The organism is Longimicrobium sp. (genome assembly GCF_036280135.1).
Taxonomy (GTDB): domain Bacteria; phylum Gemmatimonadota; class Gemmatimonadetes; order Longimicrobiales; family Longimicrobiaceae; genus Longimicrobium.
On the sequence record NZ_DASURI010000360.1, the window covers coordinates 1 to 19,556 of the forward strand.

Sequence of the window (19,556 nt, forward strand, 5' to 3'; positions counted from 1 at the left end):
GCCTTCTGCATCGTGGACATCGACGTCGTGTCCAGCGCGGCCACCGTCCGCACCACCTCGACCCGGCCCGCCTTGCCGCGCGTGTTCGCGTGGACCAGGAAGCCGTGGACGGCATCGCCCGGGCACTGCAGCGTGCCTTGCAGGGCGTTGCGCAGCGAGTCGCGGAACATCGTCTTGGTGGGCTCGTCCGCGGCGCTGCTGGCGCTCTGGTCGTAGAAGACGATCGTCTGCCGGGACGGGCCGTCGCAGGTGTCCTTAGGAGGCGGAGGACAGGCCGCGAGGAGCACGAGGGAGGCGCAGGCGATCAGGCGGATCATCGTCCGGTTGTGCCGATGCATGGATGCGCGTCTCAGTTCAGCGTTTCAGAAGTGAGGGCGCGCTCGCGGATGGCGCGCCGCAGGGCGACGAAGGGACGCGGGCGCTTGCGGCGCGGACGGGCGGCGCGCGCCTCCTCGTCCTCCGCCGTGCGCCGGGCCAGGCCGCCCAGCTCGTAGCCGTCGTCGTACAGGTGCCGCAGGCGCTGCTGCCGCGACGCCACGAACATCGCCGCCATCTCCCGCCGCTGCTCCGCGACGGCATCCGCGCGCGTCTCCAGCTCCGCCGCGGGTGGATCGTCCACGGCCAGGGCGCGCAGCCGCTCCTGCTGCTCGCCGTGGGCGGCGATGTCGGCCACGGCGGACGCCCGCGCATCCCGCGCCCCCGTGAGCACCTGCTCGCCCTGCGCGACGCGCTTGCGGGCGGGGCGCCGCTCGTGGAGGGCGTTGCGCAGGTAGCGCGTGCCGATGCTGAGCGTGACGGCGCCCGCCGTGGCGAACAGGAGCCCGGAGAGGACGAAGGAGAGCGTGGCCAGCTTGCTGCCCAGCATCCGCTCCTGGATCTTCGTGATCTCCTGCAGCTTCGTTGCGTCCGGCATCCCCTCCATCTGCTGGAGGATGATCAGGCGCTGCTGCTCGCCGTACGCCTCCGCGCGGAACTCGCCCAGCACCCACAGCGTCCACAGGGCCCCGGCCGCGAGCAGGAGGATGACCGCCAGGAACCGCTTCTCCTTTCCCTGCCAGAACGGCTTTTCCACCAGCCGGTCGTAGGCGGGCTTGAGGACGATGGAGATCATCGCCAGGCCGGCGGCGAACACCCACGACTCGTCCATCAGCCCCAGGAAGCGGTGCCCCGTGAGCTGCAGCGCGTCGGCGACGATCTTTCGCGTCATCACCACGTCGCCAAAGACGAAGAGGGCGCCCGCCAGCAGGTACATGGCCGCGTGGCCGTACGACCCGCGCTCGTGCTGCCGGGCAGACTCCTCCGCCATCCGCAGCGCGGCCTCGGCGGCGCGGACCTCGCCCGTCCAGTGCGCCTCGCGCTCGCGCAGGGCGCGGAGGGTTTCCGTGCCGGCGGCCAGGTCGGCGCGGCGCTGGCGCACCTCTGCGGCGCGCTGGCGAAGGGCCTGCTCGTCGGCCTGCAGCTCCGCCAGGCGCCGCTCGATGCCCTCGCCGTCCACCGTGTGGTGGATGAAGCCGCGAAAGTTCTCCGGCGGCACGCCCCGGCGCCCGTCCAGGTGCCCGTACCCGAACGACGAGTCCACCTCCGGGATGGGGCTGTCCATGTAGGTGACGGGCACGGAGTCCACGATGCGCTCCGTCACGTCGCGCGCGGGCGCGGCGGGGGCCGGCGGCGCGGGCGCGGGGGCCGGCGCGGGCTCGGACCGGGCTCCGCGGCGGAACCAGGCGTTGATGTTGATGCGCATCAGTGGCTCTCGTTGGCGGCAAAGAGGGGGGTGGGCGCGAGCCGGGCGGGCGCGGGCTGGGCCGCCCGCGCGGCCGCCAGCTCGTACTCGCTGCGAAAGATGGCCAGCCGCGTCTCGCAGACGGCGTCCCACTCCTCCTCGGAACGGAACCCGGCCAGCCGGCGGCGCAGCGCGGCCACGCCGTCGTCCGCGGCGCGGCGCTCGCGCTCCGCCGCCTCCGCGTGGTGCTGCGCCCGCTCCCGCCGCAACGCGCGGACGGCGCTGCCCAGGCGCGGCAGCGTGCTGAGCGCCTGCCGCCCCGCGAAGGCGAACGCCCCAAGGAGCAGCGCCCCCGTGGCGAGGGCCCGGAGCGCGCCCAGCGCGTCCCACGACCACGCGACGACGAACAGGGCCGCGACGAACGGCAGCCCCAGCTCCGCCAGGCGCACCTTCCACGGCTCCACCCCGCTGGCGCGGCGCGCGTCGTCGCCGGTGAACAGCAGCGAGACGGGGAGCGAGGCCGTGAAGCACCCCGCGGCCACGATCCCCGCCGTCACCAGAGCGGGCTGCTGGAAGTGCGGGCGCATCTGCTCGTAGACAAAGACGGCCGTCCCCGCGCACGCCACGGCCGCGGCCGCGAGCCCCAGCGCGTACCGGGCGACCAGCCCGCCCGGCGCGTCCTCCTCCACCTCGGCTCCGTGCCCGGCGCCGGCCGCCGGGAGGGGCGGACGGATGGGGACGACGGATCCGCCGTTCTCCGCGTGGACGCCGTCCGCCTGCGGCGCGTCCGCGTGGAGCAGCGCGTCCAGCTCGGCCAGGACGGCGGCGCGGCGGCGTGCCTCTTCCGCCATCCGCCGGCGATGAAAGGCGCGGATGGCCGCCTCCTTTTCCTTGAGCGCCGCGGCGTTGCGCATGAGCCCAAAGACGACGCCCTCGTCCCGCAGCAGCCCCTCGTTCTCGATCCACGCGCACGCGAGGCCGTCGGCCCCGGCGTCGTCCCGCGGGTGTTCCTGGTCTTCCATGCCCGTGTGTGCGGATGATGGGAAACGGCTGGCGTCGCCGGGCGGCCGCGGTCCCTTCGCCGCGGCCGGGTGCGGGAACGCCGGCCCGTGCCGCCGATACATCTGTAGTGGGACAGACGGGTAGCAGATTCGCAGCGGCGGGTTTTGCGGCGGGGGCCGCGGGCCGTTACTGTGTCCCGGCAAACACCCGTCGCCACGCACGCCCGATCCGCATCCGCCGATGTCGCTCATCCGCCGCGCGCCGTTCCGCCGATCCCTGACCTCCGCCGCCCGCCTGCTGGGCACGGCGGCGCTGTGCGTGGCCGCGTGGGGGCGGCCGGCGCAGGCGCAGCGGTGGTTCGGCACGGACGTGGTGTCGCCGCAGGTGTCGCAGGGCGCGCTGCCCTCCAACGGCTACGCGCGCTTCTACGTGAGCTCGCACCTGGACCCGCTGCGGGGCCGGGCGTACCGGGCGGACGGCGACTTTGCCATGCTGGTGGTGAACGTGGCCATCTCGCCCGGCGGCGGCGCGCCGGCCGTGGAGTACCCCGTGGCGCTGTACGACCTGCGCGAGCGGCGCCGCGTGGACGTGGCCGCCCTGCAGCTGGGCGAGGTGCGCTACCTGGACCTGCGCGCGGGCTCGCAGCCCGTCGTCACGGTCAAGGTGCAGGCGGTGCCGCGCGGCGTGGCGGACCCGTTCCGGCGCGCCATCCAGTCGTTCAACCAGCAGGTGCAGAGCACGCCCGTGGCGTCGCTGGTGCTGGACGGCCCCCTGCAGGTGGGCGGCCTGTCGCGGCTGCTGAACAGCATTCTCCCGCCGGAGGTGGAGCAGCGGTGGACGAGCGCGCAGGTGATCGGGCTCACGTCGCGCCCGGACATGGCCGTGCTGCCGCTGAACGGCCGCCCCGCCGTCATCTTCTTTCGTCCCAGCGGCGGCAACGTGCGCGTGCCCACGGAGTGGACGCAGATCGAGCCGTGCGCGGGCAACGCGGGGCGCGTCTGCTGGACGGAGAGCAAGCGGCCGGTGGAGGACGTGCCGTACATCGTCCTCGCGGTGACCATGGAGGACTACCGGCCCCTGCGGGACTTTGGCGTGGCGGACTTCGTCTGCGCGCCCAGCGGCCTGGCGGACCACGTGGCGCGGCTGGAGCGCGTGGTGCGCGAGGCGCCGCTGAGCCAGCAGCAGCGCGACCTGGAGACGCGGCTGCTGGAGCACCTGCGCCTGGTGGCGGACGCCGCGTCCGGCCGGCTGGGGACCAGCGAGGGCGCGGCCGGGGCGGCGTTCCGCTGGGCGCGGCGCTACACGGGCCAGGGCGACCCGTACTGGACGGCCCACGGCCAGGAGCCGGCCGCGCGCTACGGGGACTGCTTCACGCAGCTGCTGACGAATGCCGGATCGGGCGCCGTGAACCGCTGGGGCTACTTTTCCACGGCGTTCGCCACGGCGGGCGTGTGGGACCGGCAGCCCGTGGCCGCGGGCGAGGCGCGGACGGCGCAGCTGGAGGAGTTCCTGTCCACGCTTCTGCGCCCCATCACCGTCTACGAGCTGGGCGCGGGCGAGGAGTACGCCATGCTGCGCGAGGAGCAGCGGCGCATCGAGGCGGAGCTGCTGGCGGGCGACCGGGCCATCGCGGCGGAGCTGGCCGCCGCGCGCACGGTGCCGGCGGTGGAGGCCGTCCGCGTCCGTCTGCAGGCGCGGCTGCGGACGCCGTGCGAGTCGTGCCGCGAGTTCCTGACGGCCTCCCTGCTCCAGGCGGACGAGCGGATCGCGTCGCTGCAGCGGACGGCGCTGGCGGAGCGGGCGGAGGAGATCGGGCGGCTGCGGGAGGCGCTGGCGGCGGCCGTGGGCGCGGCGGAGGCGGTAGCCGCGACGGCGTCGGGGATGGAGGGTGTGGATGCGGCGGCGCTGCAGGTGCTGCGCGAGCAGTCGGCGGCGGCGGCGGGGCTGCTGGGCCAGCGCGATCCCGCGGAGGATGCGCTGCGCCAGCGTCTGGCGTTGCTCAAGGCCGCGACGGATGCCGTGCGCGGGACCCTGCAGTCGCCCCCGCCCCCTGCCCCGCCGCCGTCTCCGCGCTGAACAGACAAAAGCACAAAAGCATTCTCACGCAGAGGGAGCAGAGGCAGCAGAGTACTTCATCGCGCGGCGAAGTGCTCCGCGTCCTCCGCGGCTCTGCGTGAGAATTCTCCGTTCCATCCCCGCGACGGCCCCCGGCTCCGCGGCCGTTGGGACGGATGCGGATCAGCGCGTGGCCAGGCGCGCGGCGTAGACCGTCTGGTGGTCATGCCAGGCGACGAGCGCGCCGCCGTCCGCCGATTCCAGCGCCGGGATGCGGCCCTCCACCGTGCCGATGCGCGCCATCCGCCCGTCCCCGTCCACGCGGGCCAGGGCCACGTGGCGCCCACCGTCCTCCGGGCGGTCGTCCCAGGCCAGCAGGACGCCGTCGCCGCGCGGCGTGAGCGACACCTGCGACGGGGTGATGTCCGCGCCCGTCACCAGCGCCTCGGGCGTGCCGAAGGTGCGGCCCCCGTCGTCCGAGCGCGCGTACCACAGGCCCTGCCGGTCCTCCTTGCCCGTGTACCACCCCACGTGCACGCGGCCCCGCGCATCCACCGCCAGCGACGGGCCGGCGTGCGGGCAGGCGGGGAAGACCCACTGGTCCGCGTGCACGCGCACCGGCGCCCCGAACGACGCCGCGCCGGGCGCCATCCGCGCCACGACCACGTCGCGCACGTCGCCGCCGTACTCCTTGCGCCACGCCAGGTAGACGGCGCCGTCCGCGCCCACGGCCAGCGTCGTGCGGCAGCACGGGCACGGCGCCGTGTCGACGACGATGCTCGGGCCAAACGTCCGCCCGCCGTCCGTGGACTTCGCCACGCGCACCTCGGACGGGGGCAGGTCCGCGTCGTCCCCGCCGCCGTGGCCCATCCCCCCGTGACCCGCGGCGCCGTGCGGATTCCCCGCCGGCGCCGGCTGCGCGGACACCGGCTTCGGACGCGCGGCGCGGGCGGCGTCCTTGGCGCGCGAGTCCAGCCACGACACCCACACGGTGCCGTCCGGGCCCACGACCAGGTCGTGGAAGGTGTGCGACGAGGGAACGCCGCCCGCGTCGTCGTTCACCGTGACGGCGGGGCCGAACGTGCGCCCGCCGTCCGTCGATCGCGCAAAGCGCAGGTCGCTCGCGGGAAAGCGGCGGCCGGCGAGCTTCGTGTTGTTCTGCCAGAGCACGTACACGCCGCCGTCCGGGCCCACGGCCACCTGCGCGGGCGCCTGCTCGTGCGGGGCCGCGTCGCCCGGGCGGTCGTTCACGCGCACGGGGGCGCCGGGGCGGCCGTCCGCGCCCACGCGGGCCAGGAAGACGTTGGACCGCCCGTCCGCCGTGGCGATCCACGCCACGAAGCCCGTGCCGTCCCGCCCGTCCACGCCCACGGTGGGGTTGCCGGCCGCGTGCCGGGCGATCGTCATCGTCTCCCCCATCGCCATCCCCGCATCCGATCCGCCGCGGGCCAGGGCGATCAGGGGCACCGAGAGCAGGGCGACCGCGGCCGCCCCGCCCATCATCATCCGCTTGCTCATCGTCCCCCCTCCCAGCGCCACTGCAGGCCCAGGTACACGGTGCGCGGCATGCCGGGCGCGAACTCCTCGCCCAGCGCCTGCGTGTAGCTGGCGCCCTCGGCGTAGCGCTTGTCCAGCAGGTTGCTCACGCGGCTCACCACCTCGATGCCGCCGGCCAGCGGCACGTCCGCGCGAAGGTTCACCAGCGCGTGGCCGGGGTAGCGGTGCGTGTTGTCGGCGTCCATCCAGTACGAGCCGATGCGCGCCCACTCCGCCGCGAAGTCCGCGCCCTCCATCCACGTGGGCCGCCAGCCCAGCCGCGCGCTGAGCAGCGTGCGCGGCGCGCTCTCCATCTCGTTCCCCGCGAAGTCCACGTCCGGGCGCGGCGACCACGCCTCGTACGTGTGCTTCGCCCGGCTCCAGCTCAGGTCCGCCCGCAGCCCGGCGGGAAGCGCCGCGCCCAGGCCCACCTCCAGGCCGCGGTGCAGCGTGCGCCCGGCGTTGCTCGTCTCGCGCGTGCCCGTCCGCGTGTCGGTAAAGGTGAGGATATCGTCGCGGACGTGCATCCGGTACGCGGACACCTGGTACGTCAGCCGGCCCAGGATGGAGCCGCGGGCGCCCGTCTCCCAGCTGTCCGCGCGGACGGGGTCCAGCCCCACCGTGTTGTCCGCCTGGCCCTGGCGAAAGAGCTGGCCCTCCGACGGCGCGCGAAAGCCGTGCGCGTACGAGGCAAAGATGCCCAGCGCGGGGCCGAACTCGTACGTGCCGCCCAGCTTGGGGCTCAGGTGCGCGTAGGAGACCTCCGTGTCGTCCGGCCGGCGGTGCTTGCCCGTCTGCAGGGCGTCCAGGCGGTTGTCGTAGTCGTATCCCACGAAGTCCGCCCGCAGCCCGGCCGTAAAGCGCAGGCCGTCGAACGGCGACGTCTCGGCGTGCAGGTACGGGGAGACGCCGTGGAAGGTGACGCGGTAGTCGTACAGCCGCGGGCCCGTGGTGTACGAGCGGTAGATGGAGCCGTCGCGCACGGCGGCCACGCTGTCCTCCTGCCGCCCGCCCGGGCTGAAGTCCACGTCCACGCCGCCGATGAGGCGCGTGCGCACCGCGTCCAGGTCCACGCGGTAGCGGGCCAGCAGGCCCAGCGAGCGGTGGCCCGTGGTGTAGACGGTGGGATCGTAGGAGAGCGACCAGTTGGGCAGCAGCTCCATGGTGTTCCAGCGGACGAACGGCGTCACGCTCAGCAGCGTGCGGCCGCCGGCGCGCTCGTACGCCGTCGACAGGCGAAAGGCGCGGACGTCGCGAAAGGAGATGGGCGTGTAGTTGGCCGTGGGGTTGGACGCGTAGTCGTCCGCCCGCAGGGTGCTGGCCCCGGCCGTCTGCTGGTCGATGCGCGAGTACGTCATCACCGTCTTGAGCGACTGGCCGCCGCCCATCGTCCGGTCCCAGCGCAGGGTGGCGCTCTGCCGGTCGTACGCGGTGCCCGTCCGCCACCCGTCCGTCCGCGTGAGGTTGAGGTCCGCGCGCACGCCGTCGCCGCCGCGCATGCCGCCCGCGGACGCCAGCAGCCGGTTCCAGCCGAACGCGCCGCGCTCCACGTACGCCTCCATGGTGCGGCCGGCGGAGGGCGCGCGCGACTCCACGTTGATCACCCCGCCGATGGCGTCGCTGCCGTACAGGGCCGTCGCGGGCCCCTTGAGCACCTCGATGCGCTCCGCCTGCGGGACGTTGACCTCGTACAGGGCGTTGTGGTTGAAGAAGCCCGTGGACCGCGTGGGCACGCCGTCCTCCAGGAACAGGTAGACGGGGTTGGTGGTCTTGGGCTGGCGGATGGCCGTGGTGTGGCCCTCGCCGCCCGTGACGCTCACCCACACGCCGGGGATCTGCCCCATCACCTCGGCGGGATGGGCGGGGCGCGCCGCGCGCAGCTCCGCGCCGCCGACGACGCCCACGGTGGCCGGCGTCTCGGCCAGGCGCCGCACCTCGCGCGTGGCGCTGACGACGACCAGCTCGTCCAGCATCACGCTCCGCTCGGCCAGGGCAATGCGGACGGCGGCCGTGGCGCCGGCACGGACGTCGGCGGAGGCGGTGGCGTCGGCGTAGCCCACGCGGGCCGCGCGAAGCGTGTACGCGCCGGCCGAAAGGTTGGCGATGCGAAAGCGGCCGGCGGCATCCGTCACGGCGGACCGCGCGTCGTCGATGCGCACGGTGGCGCCGGAGAGCGGCTCGCCGCCCGCGGCGGATACGACGGTTCCTTCGATGGCGCCCGTCTGCTGGGCGGCGGCGGGCGCCGCGCACAGGACGAGCGCGGCCAGCGCGGCGATCAGGCGCCGCGAACGGGATACGACAGGAGTGGACACACTCCACCTCACCTTGGATGCATGGGTCGGCAACGGCCGGCGCAACGGTGCGCCGCCGGATCACGGTCTTCTTTGTCGAGAACGACGGATCAGGCCAACGGGGGAGGTGCCTGCGCGAACGGCAGGAGGTGCGCGACCAGGCGCGCGGGGAGCGCCGTGCCGTCCGGGAGCGCGAACGGCGCCTCGGGCAGCAGGGCGAGCGGAACGGGCACCAGCGCGGGCGCGGCGAGGGGCGCCGGGCCGGCGGAGATGGGGCAGACGCCGCCGCAGGTGCACGCGGAGTGGCCGTCGTGCTGGCCGGGCGCCGCGGGACCGTGGCCCTCGTGCGCCGCCGCGTGCCCGTGGTGCGCCGCGCCGGCCGCCATGGGCGCCGCGAACCCGGGCGCGGCGATGGCGGTGTGGTGCGGGCATGCGTGCGCGCCAAACGCGTCCCCCGCCCCGGAGAGCAGGAAGAGCACGGCGGCCAGCAGGGCCGTCATTCGGTCGCGCAGCGTACGGTTCACGGCAGCAGAATAAGGGTTCGGCGTTCAAGAACCAAGATGTGACTTTGTAACACGGTGCTCCATCGGGAATTTGCCTCCTCGTCCGAAGGGGAAAATCCCCTACACGCGAAGCAAAAACCCAACTGCATTCTCACGCAGAGCCGCGGAGGACGCAGAGTACTTCGTCGCACGATGAAATCCCTCTGCGGCTCTGCGGCTCTGCGGCTCTGCGGCTCTGCGGCTCTGCGGCTCTGCGGCCCTGCGTGAGAAATCGGTTGTCGTTCATGGATGAACGAAGGGGCGAGGGATGATCTCCCCCGCCCCGTCCGTCATCAGCCCATCGCGCGGCTTACTTGCCTTGGCCGTGCGCCTCGGGGTGGTGGTACGAGTCCAGCTCCTCCTTGAACTGGCCCGCGCCCGGGCCGTAGCCCGTGCGGCCCACGCGGTTGGGGATCTCGATCACGACCTCGCCCACGTTGTTGTCGTACCGCTGTTCCTTGAACATGTGGCACATGCCCTGGGGATCCTTGGCCGGGCACACCTCGCCGCGGCGCTCGGCGAACGGCGGGTTGGCCGTCACGCGCATCACGTACCGGCCCGGCGGCACCGGCTCGTTGGGGTCCGACAGCAGGAACAGCTGGCCGGGCAGCTGCTTGACGTACATGTCGCCAAAGCCCGTGCTGATGCCCTGGTTGCCATGGATGGTCAGGTTGCCGCAGTTCATGTAGTAGCGCGGCCTGGGCGCCGTGCCGTCCTGCGCCCAGGGCGTGGTGTCCAGCATGCAGAAGCCGCGCTTGCGGGCCTGCACCGGCGAGCCCAGCGAGCCGTCCGCGTTGATGCGCAGGATCTCGTACGTGGCGTAGTTGCGGAAGTGGAAGTGCGCGTGGCAGCTGGCGAACTCGAACAGGCCGTCCTGGTCGCTGAAGTTGCCGTCGCCGTTGGGGTCCATGTGGGCCAGGGGGTCGCCCACGAACAGGTCGGCGTCGCCGATGTTGTTCACCAGCACCGAAAAGCGCAGCGAGCGGTGCGTGCCCGTGGGGATGTTGCCCTCCTCCACGCTGCACTGGCCCTCCACGAACTCCTCCTCGCGCACCACCCACGAGCTGGCGATGGTCCGCGTGTCCACCACCAGGTCCGGCGTGCCCACCAGGTCCTGCGACGCCGACGTCAGCGCCCGCTCCGGCGCCGAAAGCCCCTGCGGGCCGCCGTTCTCGCACGCCGCCACCGCGCCCGCGGCAAGCAGCGCCGCAGCGCCCATGCCCATTACCGAAAGTCTGCGCATCCGTCCTCCAAGGGGAGTGAAGTGAGGGGAGGGAGTTCCCCGGGGTTGCCCGCGCGAGGGAGCGCGGACGGTGTGAACCAGAATGGTGCATCGGGTCGCACGTTCCGGTGCGCGAGGCGCCGGCTCATGCGCGCTTTATGACGGCTTGCGTGTACGGCTGGGACGCGGCCGCGGAACTGCCCGCAACGACGGAACAACGGGGACCGCGCGCGGGGCACGGCCGGGTACTGCGCTGCGTCTGGCTGGGATTTTTCCGCGGAGTCTCTGGGAGAGCTCGGGACGTCGGCGGAGGGACTGCGGCGCGGCCAGGAGGCCCGCGCGTGCATCACTGCGGTGGAGCTGAGGCGTGGAATCGGGCCTGCTACTTACAATTCCCGTGCCAAAATGTATGGACGCGCGGCGAAGGCATGCTGAAAGTTATGAATCCCGCGCCGTCCTCCTCGGTCAGCGCCGGGAATGCGATGGCGCGCCGCGCCTGTTCGGAAGGCGCGGATGCACCCAGACGCAGCAATCCCCATTTGGTCACACGCTGTCGTGAATCGGATGTGGGCCGACTCTCCGGACAACAGAAAACGGCGCACGGCAAAGGTGCCGTGCGCCCGTCCTTTCGTCCCGTTCATCCGCGGACCGCATCCGCGGACCGCGTCCGCGGAGCGCGGGTCATCCCGTCCGCGTCAGCGGTCGATGCCCAGGTTGTGCAGGATGAAGGCGTAGCGGAACGCCGTCTCGCGCAGCGCGTCGTATCGGCCCGACGAGCCGCCGTGGCCCGCACCCATGTTGGTGCGCAGCAGCAGCAGGTTGGCGTCCGTCTTCATCGACCGCAGGCGGGCCACCCACTTGGCGGGCTCCCAGTACGCCACGCGCGGATCGTTGAGCCCCGTCGTCACCAGCATGGTGGGATACGCCTTGCGCTCCACGTTGTCGTACGGCGAGTACGACAGCATGTAGCGGTACTCCGCCTCGTTGGCGGGGTTGCCCCACTGTTCCCACTCGCCCGCCGTGAGGGGGATGGACGCGTCGGCCATAGTGTTGATCACGTCCACGAACGGCACGTCGGCCACCACCGCGCGAAACAGGTCCGGGCGCATGTTCACCACGGCGCCCATCAGCAGGCCGCCGGCGCTGCCGCCGCGGATGGCCAGCCGCTCGCGCGACGTGTACCCCTCGCGCACCAGGTGCTCCGCCGCGGCGACAAAGTCCGTGAACGTGTTGCGCTTGTTGAGCATCTTGCCCTGGTCGTACCAGGCCCGGCCCATCTCCTGCCCGCCGCGGATGTGCGCGATGGCGAACACCACGCCGCGGTCCAGCAGGCTCAGGTTGGCGGACGAGAACGTGGGGTCCGTGCTGTTTCCGTAGCTGCCGTACGCGTACAGCAGCATGGGCCGCGCGCCGTCCCGCGCCAGCGGCTTGCGGTACACGAGCGAGACGGGGACCATGGCGCCGTCGGCGGCCCGCGCCCAGGTGCGCTCCGACGCGTACAGCGACGGGTCGTATCCGATGACTTCCGTCTGCTTCCTGAGCTCGCGCTGCCGCGTGTTCATGTCGTAGTCGTACACGGCCGACGGCGTCACCATGGACTGGTAGCTGAACCGCAGCGTGTTCGTGTCGTACTCCGGGTTGGAGCCGCCGCCCGCCGTGTACACCGGCTCGGCAAAGGCGATGGTGTGCTCGTCGCCCGTGCGGACGTTGCGGATGCGGATGTTGCGCAGCGCGTTGCCCCGCTCGTACATCACCAGGTGGTCGCGAAAGACGTCGATGCCCTCCAGCAGCACGCCGTCGCGCTGGGGCACCAGCTCGCGCCAGGCGGCCCGGGACGGATCGCCGTCCGGCGCCCACATCAGCTTGAAGTTGGTGGCGCCGTCCGCGTTGGTGCGGATGATGAACCGGTCACCCTGGTGGGCCAGCGAGTAGACCACGTCCTTTTGCCGGGGGCTCACCAGGCGCGGGGACTCCGTGGGGCGGTCGGCGGGGATCACGTACATCTCGCTGGACGTGAAGCTGCCGCTGCTCACGACGATGAACCGGTCGTCCTTGGTCCGCCCCACGCCGGCGCGAAAGAGCACGTCCGGCTCGTGGTAGATCTGCACGTCGGCCGACGGGTCGCTGCCCACGGCGTGGCGAAAGATGCGGTCCGGGCGCTGCGCCGCGTCCATCCGCGCGTAGAACAGGTGCCGGTTGTCCGCCGCCCACGTGGCGCCGAAGGCCACGTTCTCGATGCGGTCCGGCAGCACCTCGCCCGTTTCCAGGTTCTTCACCATCAGGATGAACTTCTCCGATCCCGCGGTGTCGACGGCAAAGGCCAGCCAGCGGTGGTCCGGCGACACGCTGAACGCGCCCAGCGTGTAGTACCGCGCCCCCTGCGCCATCTGGTTCTGGTCGAAGTACACCTCCTCGGGCGCGTCCATGCCGCCGCGGCGCCGGGCAAAGATGGGATACTGCTTTCCCTCCTCCGTGCGCGTGTAGTAGAAGTACGGGCCAATGCGGTCCGGCACGGACAGGTCCGTCTGGCGAATGCGGCCCAGGATCTCCTGGTACAGCGTCTCCTGCAGCTGCCGCGTGGCCGCCATGGCCGTGTCGGTGTAGCGGTTCTCCGCTTCCAGGTACGAGATCACCTCGGGGTTCCGGCGGTCGCGCAGCCAGAAGTAGTTGTCCACCCGCACGTCGCCGTGCAGGGTGTCCGTCCGGGGGACAATGCGGGCCACCGGCGGGGCCGGCAGGTCGCGCGCGGTCTGCGCCGCCGCCGGAGCGGCCGGGAGCAGCGCCAGCAGCGCGAGCGCGCGAAGGGTGGTTCGCGTCATGGGGAGCTCGGCGGATGGAGTGTGCGGGAAACGTGGCCGGCGCACGATAGTGCGCGGGGTGCGGCGGGGAAAGTACCGGGGACTGCAGGGAATAGGGAACAGGGAATAGGGAATAGCGGGCGTTTGACGGGGCGGGATCGCGGGGGCGTCGGTGGATCCCCGCAGCGGATTCGGCAGATCCGGGGAACCGGGTGGGCGCTGGCCCGCTATCAGGAGGGATGGACGGGCGCGGCGCGCGTCCGGGGATGGGCCGCCGATCAACCGCGCTCCGGCGAACCGGCCGGACCGCACGCGATTCACACCGGGGACGGGGGGACGATACGATGCCACGGGGACGCATCTTCGGGGACGTCACGCAGACGATGGGCGACACGCCGCTCATCCAGCTCAACCGCCTGGCGGCCGGGCTGCCGGGGCGCCTGGTCGTGAAGCACGAGGGCTTCAACCCGTTCAACAGCGTCAAGGACCGCATCGGCGCGGCCATGGTGGACGACGCCATCGAGCGGGGGGTGCTCACGCCCGGCATGGTGGTGGTGGAGCCCACGAGCGGCAACACGGGGATCGGCGTGGCGTACGCGGCCGTGGCGCGCGGGTTCCGCTGCATCTTCGTCATGCCGGAGACCATGACGGTCGAGCGCCGCAACATGCTGCGCGCGCTGGGGTGCAAGGTGGTGCTCACGGAGGGCCCCAAGGGGATGAAGGGCGCCATCGCCCGGGCGGAGGAGATCGCGGGAAAGCTGGGCGACCGCGCATGGATGCCGCGGCAGTTCGACAACCCGGCCAACCCGCGCATCCACTACCGCACGACGGGTCCGGAGATCTGGGCCGACACGGACGGACAGGTCGACGTCTTCGTGGCCAGCGTGGGCACGGGCGGCACCATCAGCGGCGCGGGCAGGTTCCTCAAGGAGCAGAAGCCCGACCTGCGCATCGTCGTCGTGGAGCCGGCGGAAAGCCCCGTGCTCTCGGGCGGGTCGCCGTCGCCGCACAAGCAGCAGGGCATCGGGCCGGGGTTCGTGCCGGGCAACCTGGACACGGGGATCTACGACGAGATCATCACCGTGACCAACGACGATGCCATCGCCACGGCGCGGCGGCTGGCCCGCGAGGAGGCGATCTTCGCGGGGATCTCGTCGGGGAGCATCACCTGGGCGGCGCTGCAGGTGGCCGCGCGGCCGGAGATGCAGGGCAAGCTGATCGTGAGCATCGTCTGCGACTTCGGCGAGCGGTACCTCTCCAACCCGGTGTACGCGGAGCTGCCGGACCCGGACTTCAGCGAGTTCGAGGGCGCGCTGGAGCAGGCGCCGGCGTAGGCCCTCACCCGCTCGCTGTCGCTCGCACCCTCTCCCGCAAACTGCGCGGGAGAGGGTGTATACTTCTACGAGGAGCTGCGCCGGGCGGCAGAGGTCCGGACGAGGCGGGTTCCCGTCGCTGCGCAACGGGGCCCTCTCCCCCGACCTCCTTTTGCTCGTTCCTCGCAACGTCGGTCGACCCCTCCCCCAACTTCGGGGGAGGGGTTTGTCGTGAGGGCGAGATCGTGCACCGCAGCGGACTGGGGTGTGAGCCGCAGTTCTCCCCCTCCCCCGCGAAGCGGGGGCAGGGGGTCGGGGGGAGGGGGCCCTCCGCGGGCGAGACACACTTCACCAAGCAGCACGGACCCGGAGCCCACGACGAAGTTCTCCCTTCCCCCACGCTGTTTGTGGGGGAAGGGCCGGGGATGGGGGGCGCTCGCCCTCCGCGTGATGTCCATCATCCCGCGATGTCCCCCCCCGCCCCTTTCGCCGCGCGCCGTGGATCGCGAAAATGCGAGGCACGTGCGCGATCCGGATCATCGTCCCAGCCCCCTGCCCCGCCCCGCCATGATCAGCACCGACGCGCCGGCCCTCGCGGACGAGCTGCGGCGCATCCACCTGTTCCAGGACCTCGCGCCCGGCGACCTCGCCTGGCTCGCGGAGCACGGACATGTCCGTTCGCTCCAGGCGGGTGATTCGCTCTTCCAGTTCGGCGACCCGGCCAACGCCATGTTCGCCATGCTGGAGGGCGAGGTGCACTCGCGCCCGCAGAACGCGCCGGAGTCCCGCGTGTTCATCGCCCGCGCGGGCGACGTGTCGGGCAAGCTGCCGTTCTCGCGCATGGCGCGCTGGGCGGGGACGGGGCGCGCCGTGCTCCCGTCGCGCGTGTGGATCCTCCCCGACGAGCACTTTGCCGCGCTGCTGCACGCCATCCCGTCGCTGGAGCAGCCGCTCGTCACGCTCATGGTGGAGCGCGTACGGCAGACCACGCGCACGGACGAGCAGTGGGACCGGCTGCTGGCGCTGGGCAAGCTTTCCGCGGGGCTGGCCCACGAGCTCAACAACCCGGCCGCCGCCGCGCGCCGCTCCGCCCAGCGCCTGCGCGAGATGCTGGACGGTCTGCGCGAGGCCACGCTGCAGTTCGTGGGCGACGAGCAGGCGCGCTCGGCCATCCAGGAGCTGCTGGACGCACGCGGCTCCTTTCCCGCGGCCGACGCCCTGGCGCGCAGCGAGCGCGAGGACGCACTGGCCGCGGCCCTGGAGGAGCGCGGCGTGGACCGCGCGTGGGACATCGCCGGATCGCTGGCCGACGCAGGGCTGGAGGCGGGGGACCTGCAGGCGTGCTCGCTCACCCCGGCCGCGTTCACCTGGCTGGGGGCGGACCTGGCGGCGGAGTCGCTGCTGCGCGAGATCGAGGAGGCATCGGCCCGCATCTCGTCGCTCGTGAGCGCCGTCAAGTCGTACTCGCACATGGACGGCGGCGCGGCGCGGGTGCAGACGGACGTGCACGCGGGGCTGGAAAGCACGCTCACCATGCTGGCGCACCGCATCCGCCACTGCGGCGTGAACGTCGTCCGCGACTACGCGCCGGACCTGCCGCGCATCGCCGCCCACCCCGGCGAGCTGAACCAGGTGTGGACCAACCTGCTGGACAACGCCATCGACGCCGTGCCGCGCGACACGGGGCGCATCACCGTCCGCACGGCGCCGCGCGACACGCACGTGCTCGTGGAGATCACGGACAGCGGGCACGGCATCCCCGCGGAGCTGCTTCCGCGCATCTGGGAGCCGTTCTTTTCCACCAAGCCCGTGGGCGTGGGCACGGGGCTGGGGCTGGACGTGGTGCACCACATCATCACGCAGGGCCACGGCGGCACCATCGACGTGACGTCCGTCCCCGGCGAGACGCGGTTCAGCATCCTGCTGCCCATCGACCCGCCCCCGCGCCCGGCGAGCACGGCCGCGGACGCACCGGAGGCGCAGCCGGACGTGGTGCTGGGCCAGCCCGCGCCCCCGCCGGCGGATTCGGCGGATTCGGCGGATTCGGCGGATTCGGCGGATCAACGGACTCGGCGGATTAACAGACTCGGCGGATCGGCGGGCTGACGATGGCGGATCGGCGGATTCGGCGCGGGGACGACGGCGGATTGTGCCGGTTGCGGACCCGTGCAGACAGCGCGGTGCCCCAGCCCCGGCGAATGAATTCGCGGCTCTGACAACGTGATGTCGGCCTGCGCCGACCGCTCCTGCCGCACGCCGTCTTTGTGCACCAGGGCAGCGTTCGAGCTATCGAGAAGGCTGCCATGGTGCGCATGGCGTCGCCCCGCCAGGGCAGTCCGCGCAGGCGGACTTCGCGAACTTCCAGCGGCGAATTCATTCGCTCCGGCTGGGAGACGGCCGTACCGGATCCGATCCGCAATCTGCACCATTCGCTCCGTCCCGAAACGGACGCCTGGTTCGGAACGGACGCCTGGTTCGGAACGGATGCCGGCTCGGAACGGATGCCGGCTCGGAACGGATGCCTGGTTCGGAACGGATGCCTGGTTCGGAACCGGACGCCGGCCGGGAGACGGTCGTACCGGATCAGATCCGCAATCGGCGACTACTGGACCCTTGCGCGGGCGACTATCTTCCGACTGCTGCGACCGGGTTCGCATCCGCCCCACCATCTCCCAGACGAAAGCGCACGAATGGCAGCACGGCCCGTCCTCCTTACCGTGGACGACGATCCCGAGGTCCTGCGCGCCGTGGAGCGCGACCTCAAGCGCCGCTACGTCCGCGACTACCGCGTCCTGTCCGCCGCGTCCGGCCCGGCGGCGCTGGACCTGCTGCGCCAGCTGAGCGTCCGCGGCGACCCCGTGGCGCTGCTGCTGGCCGACCAGCGCATGCCGGGGATGAGCGGCGTGGAGTTCCTGGAGGCCAGCACGCAGCTGGCGCCCACGGCCAAGCGCGCCATCCTCACGGCGTACGCCGACATCGAGGCGGCCATCGGCGCCATCAACCGCGCGGGGGTGGACTACTACTTCCAGAAGCCGTGGGACCCGCCGGAGGAGAACCTGTACCCGGTGGTGGACGACCTGCTGGACGACTGGCGCGCGGGGTGGCGGCCGGGGTTCGAGGGCATCCGCATCATCGGCCCGCGCTGGTCGCCGCAGGTGCACGACATCAAGGACTTCCTGGCCCGCAACCAGGTGCCCTACCGCGCCCTGGACATCGAGTCCGACAAGGACGCCCGGGAGCTGCTGAGCGCGGCCGGCGCCAGCCCGCACCAGCTGCCCGTCGTCCTCTTTCCCGACGGCGCCGTGCTGGTGCAGCCGGGCACACGCGAGGTGGCGGAGAAGGCCGGCCTCAAGACGCAGGCGGACAAGCCGTTCTACGACCTGGCCATCATCGGCGCGGGGCCGGCGGGGCTGGCGGCGGCCGTGTACGGCGCGTCGGAGGGGCTCAAGACGGTGGTGCTGGACGCCGAGGCGCCCGGCGGGCAGGCGGGCACGTCGGCGCTCATCGAGAACTACCTGGGCTTTCCGCGGGGGCTGAGCGGCGCGGACCTCACGCGGCGGGCCGTGGCGCAGGCGCGCAAGTTCGGCGCGGAGCTGCTCACGCCCGTGCAGGCCACGGGGCTGCGGCTGGACGGCCCCTACCGCTACCTGTCCACGAGCGACGGCGGCGAGCTCAGCTGCCACGCCGTGATGGTCACCTGCGGCGTGCAGTACCGAAAGCTGGCGGCGGAGGGGGTGGAGGCGCTCACGGGGGCCGGCATCTACTACGGCAGCACGATGACGGAGGCGCTGTCGTGCACGGGGCGCGACGTGTACATCGTGGGCGCGGGCAACAGCGCGGGGCAGGCGGCCGTGTACCTGGCCACCGTCGCGCGGTCCGTGAACATCGTTCTGCGCGGGGATGACCTGGGCAAGACCATGTCGCAGTACCTGGTGGACCAGATCGAGCGGACGGAGAACATCCACGTGCACCACCACACGCAGGTGCACGCGGCCCACGGCGACGGCCGGCTGGAGGAGCTCACGCTGATGACGGGCGGCGGCGCCACGCGCAGGGTGGAGGCGGCGGCGCTGTTCATCTTCATCGGCGCCATGCCCAACACGGACTGGCTGGGCGACTGCGTGATGCGCGACAACCACGGCTTCATCCTCACGGGCCCGGACGTGATGCGTGACGGCCGGCCGCCCCGCGAGTGGCCCCTGGAGCGCGACCCGTTCCTGCTGGAGGCCAGCGTGCCCGGCGTATTCTGCGCGGGCGACGTGCGGCACGGTTCGGTCAAGCGCGTGGCGTCGGGCGTGGGCGAGGGTTCGGTGGCCATCTCGTTCGTGCACCAGTACCTGGCGGACCTCTGACGTTCCGCCGTTCCCCTTTATTCCTGGATTCGAGGCGCCGATGAAGAAGTGCACGCACGAGGACCAGATCGACGAGCGCGTCCAGCCGCGGACGCCGGAGGGCTGCGAGGAGTGCCTCAAGACGGGTGACTGGTGGGTGCACCTGCGGCTGTGCCTGATCTGCGGCCACGTGGGCTGCTGCGACAGCTCGCCCAACCGCCACGCCACGCGTCACTTCCATGCCACCAGCCATCCTATCGTGCAGTCCATGGAGCCGGGCGAGGACTGGCGCTGGTGCTACGCGGACGAGGTGGAGGTCATCAATCCCAACGCGGCGAACTGAAAGCAACGGCAACAGATTTTCTCACGCAGAGCCGCAGAGGACGCAGAGTACTTCGTCGCGCGATGACGTTCTCTGCGCCTCTGCGGCTCTGCGTGAGAATGCAGGAAAAGCAAGACCGTCCTCGACCCGTCCACTCGTGCTGGAGCGCAACTGTCCACGCGAGGTGACACACGGATTGCGAGGCGGGAGCGGCGGATGCGGGTAAGCGATTGCGGGATCAGCAGATGCCGTTTCAGCGCGAGGTGGCAGCGGGGTTGCCTTACAGGATGCCGAACGAAGGGCTGGACTGACGGACCACGTTCGACGCCCCCCGCTCCCCGCCCGCGCGTCCCCCCGAAAACCGCGCGTGTGCTGCAGTCATAGATCGATCGTAACACGCGAGAAGCGCGCGGCTCCCCCGGGC

13 protein-coding genes are annotated in these 19,556 nt (G+C 72.2%); 5 read left to right on the forward strand and 8 right to left on the reverse strand.

All coding sequences use genetic code 11. From position 1 onward, the window contains the following. The 3 genes from VFZ20_RS11260 to VFZ20_RS11270 all read right to left on the reverse strand — a co-directional run. On the reverse strand, nucleotides 1-338 hold a 338-nt coding region (locus VFZ20_RS11260), incomplete at its 3' end, for a hypothetical protein (RefSeq protein ID WP_329683974.1). Nucleotides 339-349: 11 nt separating this feature from the next. Beyond that, entirely contained in the window at nucleotides 350-1,741 is a 1,392-nt protein-coding gene (locus VFZ20_RS11265; RefSeq protein WP_329683975.1) for a hypothetical protein, read from the reverse strand. Next, a complete protein-coding gene (locus VFZ20_RS11270) occupies nucleotides 1,741-2,742 on the reverse strand; it encodes a hypothetical protein (protein WP_329683976.1) in 1,002 nt (333 codons plus the stop codon). Before VFZ20_RS11270 ends, VFZ20_RS11265 begins: the two co-directional genes overlap by 1 nt. A 220-nt stretch (nucleotides 2,743-2,962) precedes the next feature. On the opposite strand from VFZ20_RS11270, the gene VFZ20_RS11275 reads away from it, so the two are divergent. Next, the gene (locus tag VFZ20_RS11275; RefSeq protein WP_329683977.1) at nucleotides 2,963-4,798 is read left to right on the forward strand and encodes a hypothetical protein; all 1,836 of its coding nucleotides are present in this window, start codon (nucleotides 2,963-2,965) and stop codon (nucleotides 4,796-4,798) included. Nucleotides 4,799-4,960: 162 nt separating this feature from the next. On the opposite strand, the gene VFZ20_RS11280 is transcribed toward VFZ20_RS11275, so the two are convergent. The 5 genes from VFZ20_RS11280 to VFZ20_RS11300 form a co-directional block, all read right to left on the reverse strand. Beyond that, nucleotides 4,961-6,295, reverse strand: coding sequence for a sialidase family protein (locus VFZ20_RS11280; RefSeq protein ID WP_329683978.1), 1,335 nt, complete (start codon nucleotides 6,293-6,295; stop codon nucleotides 4,961-4,963). Next, nucleotides 6,292-8,625, reverse strand: a complete 2,334-nt coding sequence (locus VFZ20_RS11285) for a TonB-dependent receptor (protein ID WP_329683979.1) — start codon at nucleotides 8,623-8,625, stop codon at nucleotides 6,292-6,294. The genes VFZ20_RS11280 and VFZ20_RS11285 overlap by 4 nt, the downstream gene beginning before the upstream one ends. A gap of 89 nt (nucleotides 8,626-8,714) precedes the next feature. Beyond that, nucleotides 8,715-9,128, reverse strand: a complete 414-nt coding sequence (locus tag VFZ20_RS11290; protein ID WP_329683980.1) for a hypothetical protein — start codon at nucleotides 9,126-9,128, stop codon at nucleotides 8,715-8,717. 328 nt (nucleotides 9,129-9,456) lie between these two features. Continuing rightward, nucleotides 9,457-10,389, reverse strand: a complete 933-nt coding sequence (locus tag VFZ20_RS11295; protein ID WP_329683981.1) for a lysyl oxidase family protein — start codon at nucleotides 10,387-10,389, stop codon at nucleotides 9,457-9,459. A gap of 674 nt (nucleotides 10,390-11,063) precedes the next feature. Next, the gene (locus VFZ20_RS11300) at nucleotides 11,064-13,187 is read right to left on the reverse strand and encodes a S9 family peptidase (protein ID WP_329683982.1); all 2,124 of its coding nucleotides are present in this window, start codon (nucleotides 13,185-13,187) and stop codon (nucleotides 11,064-11,066) included. A 323-nt stretch (nucleotides 13,188-13,510) separates the two neighbouring features. On the opposite strand from VFZ20_RS11300, the gene cysK reads away from it, so the two are divergent. From cysK to VFZ20_RS11320, 4 genes are all read left to right on the forward strand, one after another. After that, nucleotides 13,511-14,500, forward strand: a complete 990-nt coding sequence (cysK, locus tag VFZ20_RS11305) for a cysteine synthase A (RefSeq protein ID WP_329683983.1) — start codon at nucleotides 13,511-13,513, stop codon at nucleotides 14,498-14,500. Between the two features lie 546 nt (nucleotides 14,501-15,046). Beyond that, a complete protein-coding gene (locus tag VFZ20_RS11310; RefSeq protein WP_329683984.1) occupies nucleotides 15,047-16,585 on the forward strand; it encodes a sensor histidine kinase in 1,539 nt (512 codons plus the stop codon). A 584-nt stretch (nucleotides 16,586-17,169) separates the two neighbouring features. Further along, nucleotides 17,170-18,831 (forward strand): FAD-dependent oxidoreductase, encoded by a 1,662-nt coding sequence (locus VFZ20_RS11315; protein ID WP_329683985.1) that lies wholly within the window; start codon nucleotides 17,170-17,172, stop codon nucleotides 18,829-18,831. A gap of 40 nt (nucleotides 18,832-18,871) precedes the next feature. Next, nucleotides 18,872-19,153 (forward strand): UBP-type zinc finger domain-containing protein, encoded by a 282-nt coding sequence (locus VFZ20_RS11320; RefSeq protein ID WP_329683986.1) that lies wholly within the window; start codon nucleotides 18,872-18,874, stop codon nucleotides 19,151-19,153. Nucleotides 19,154-19,556 lie beyond the last annotated feature (403 nt).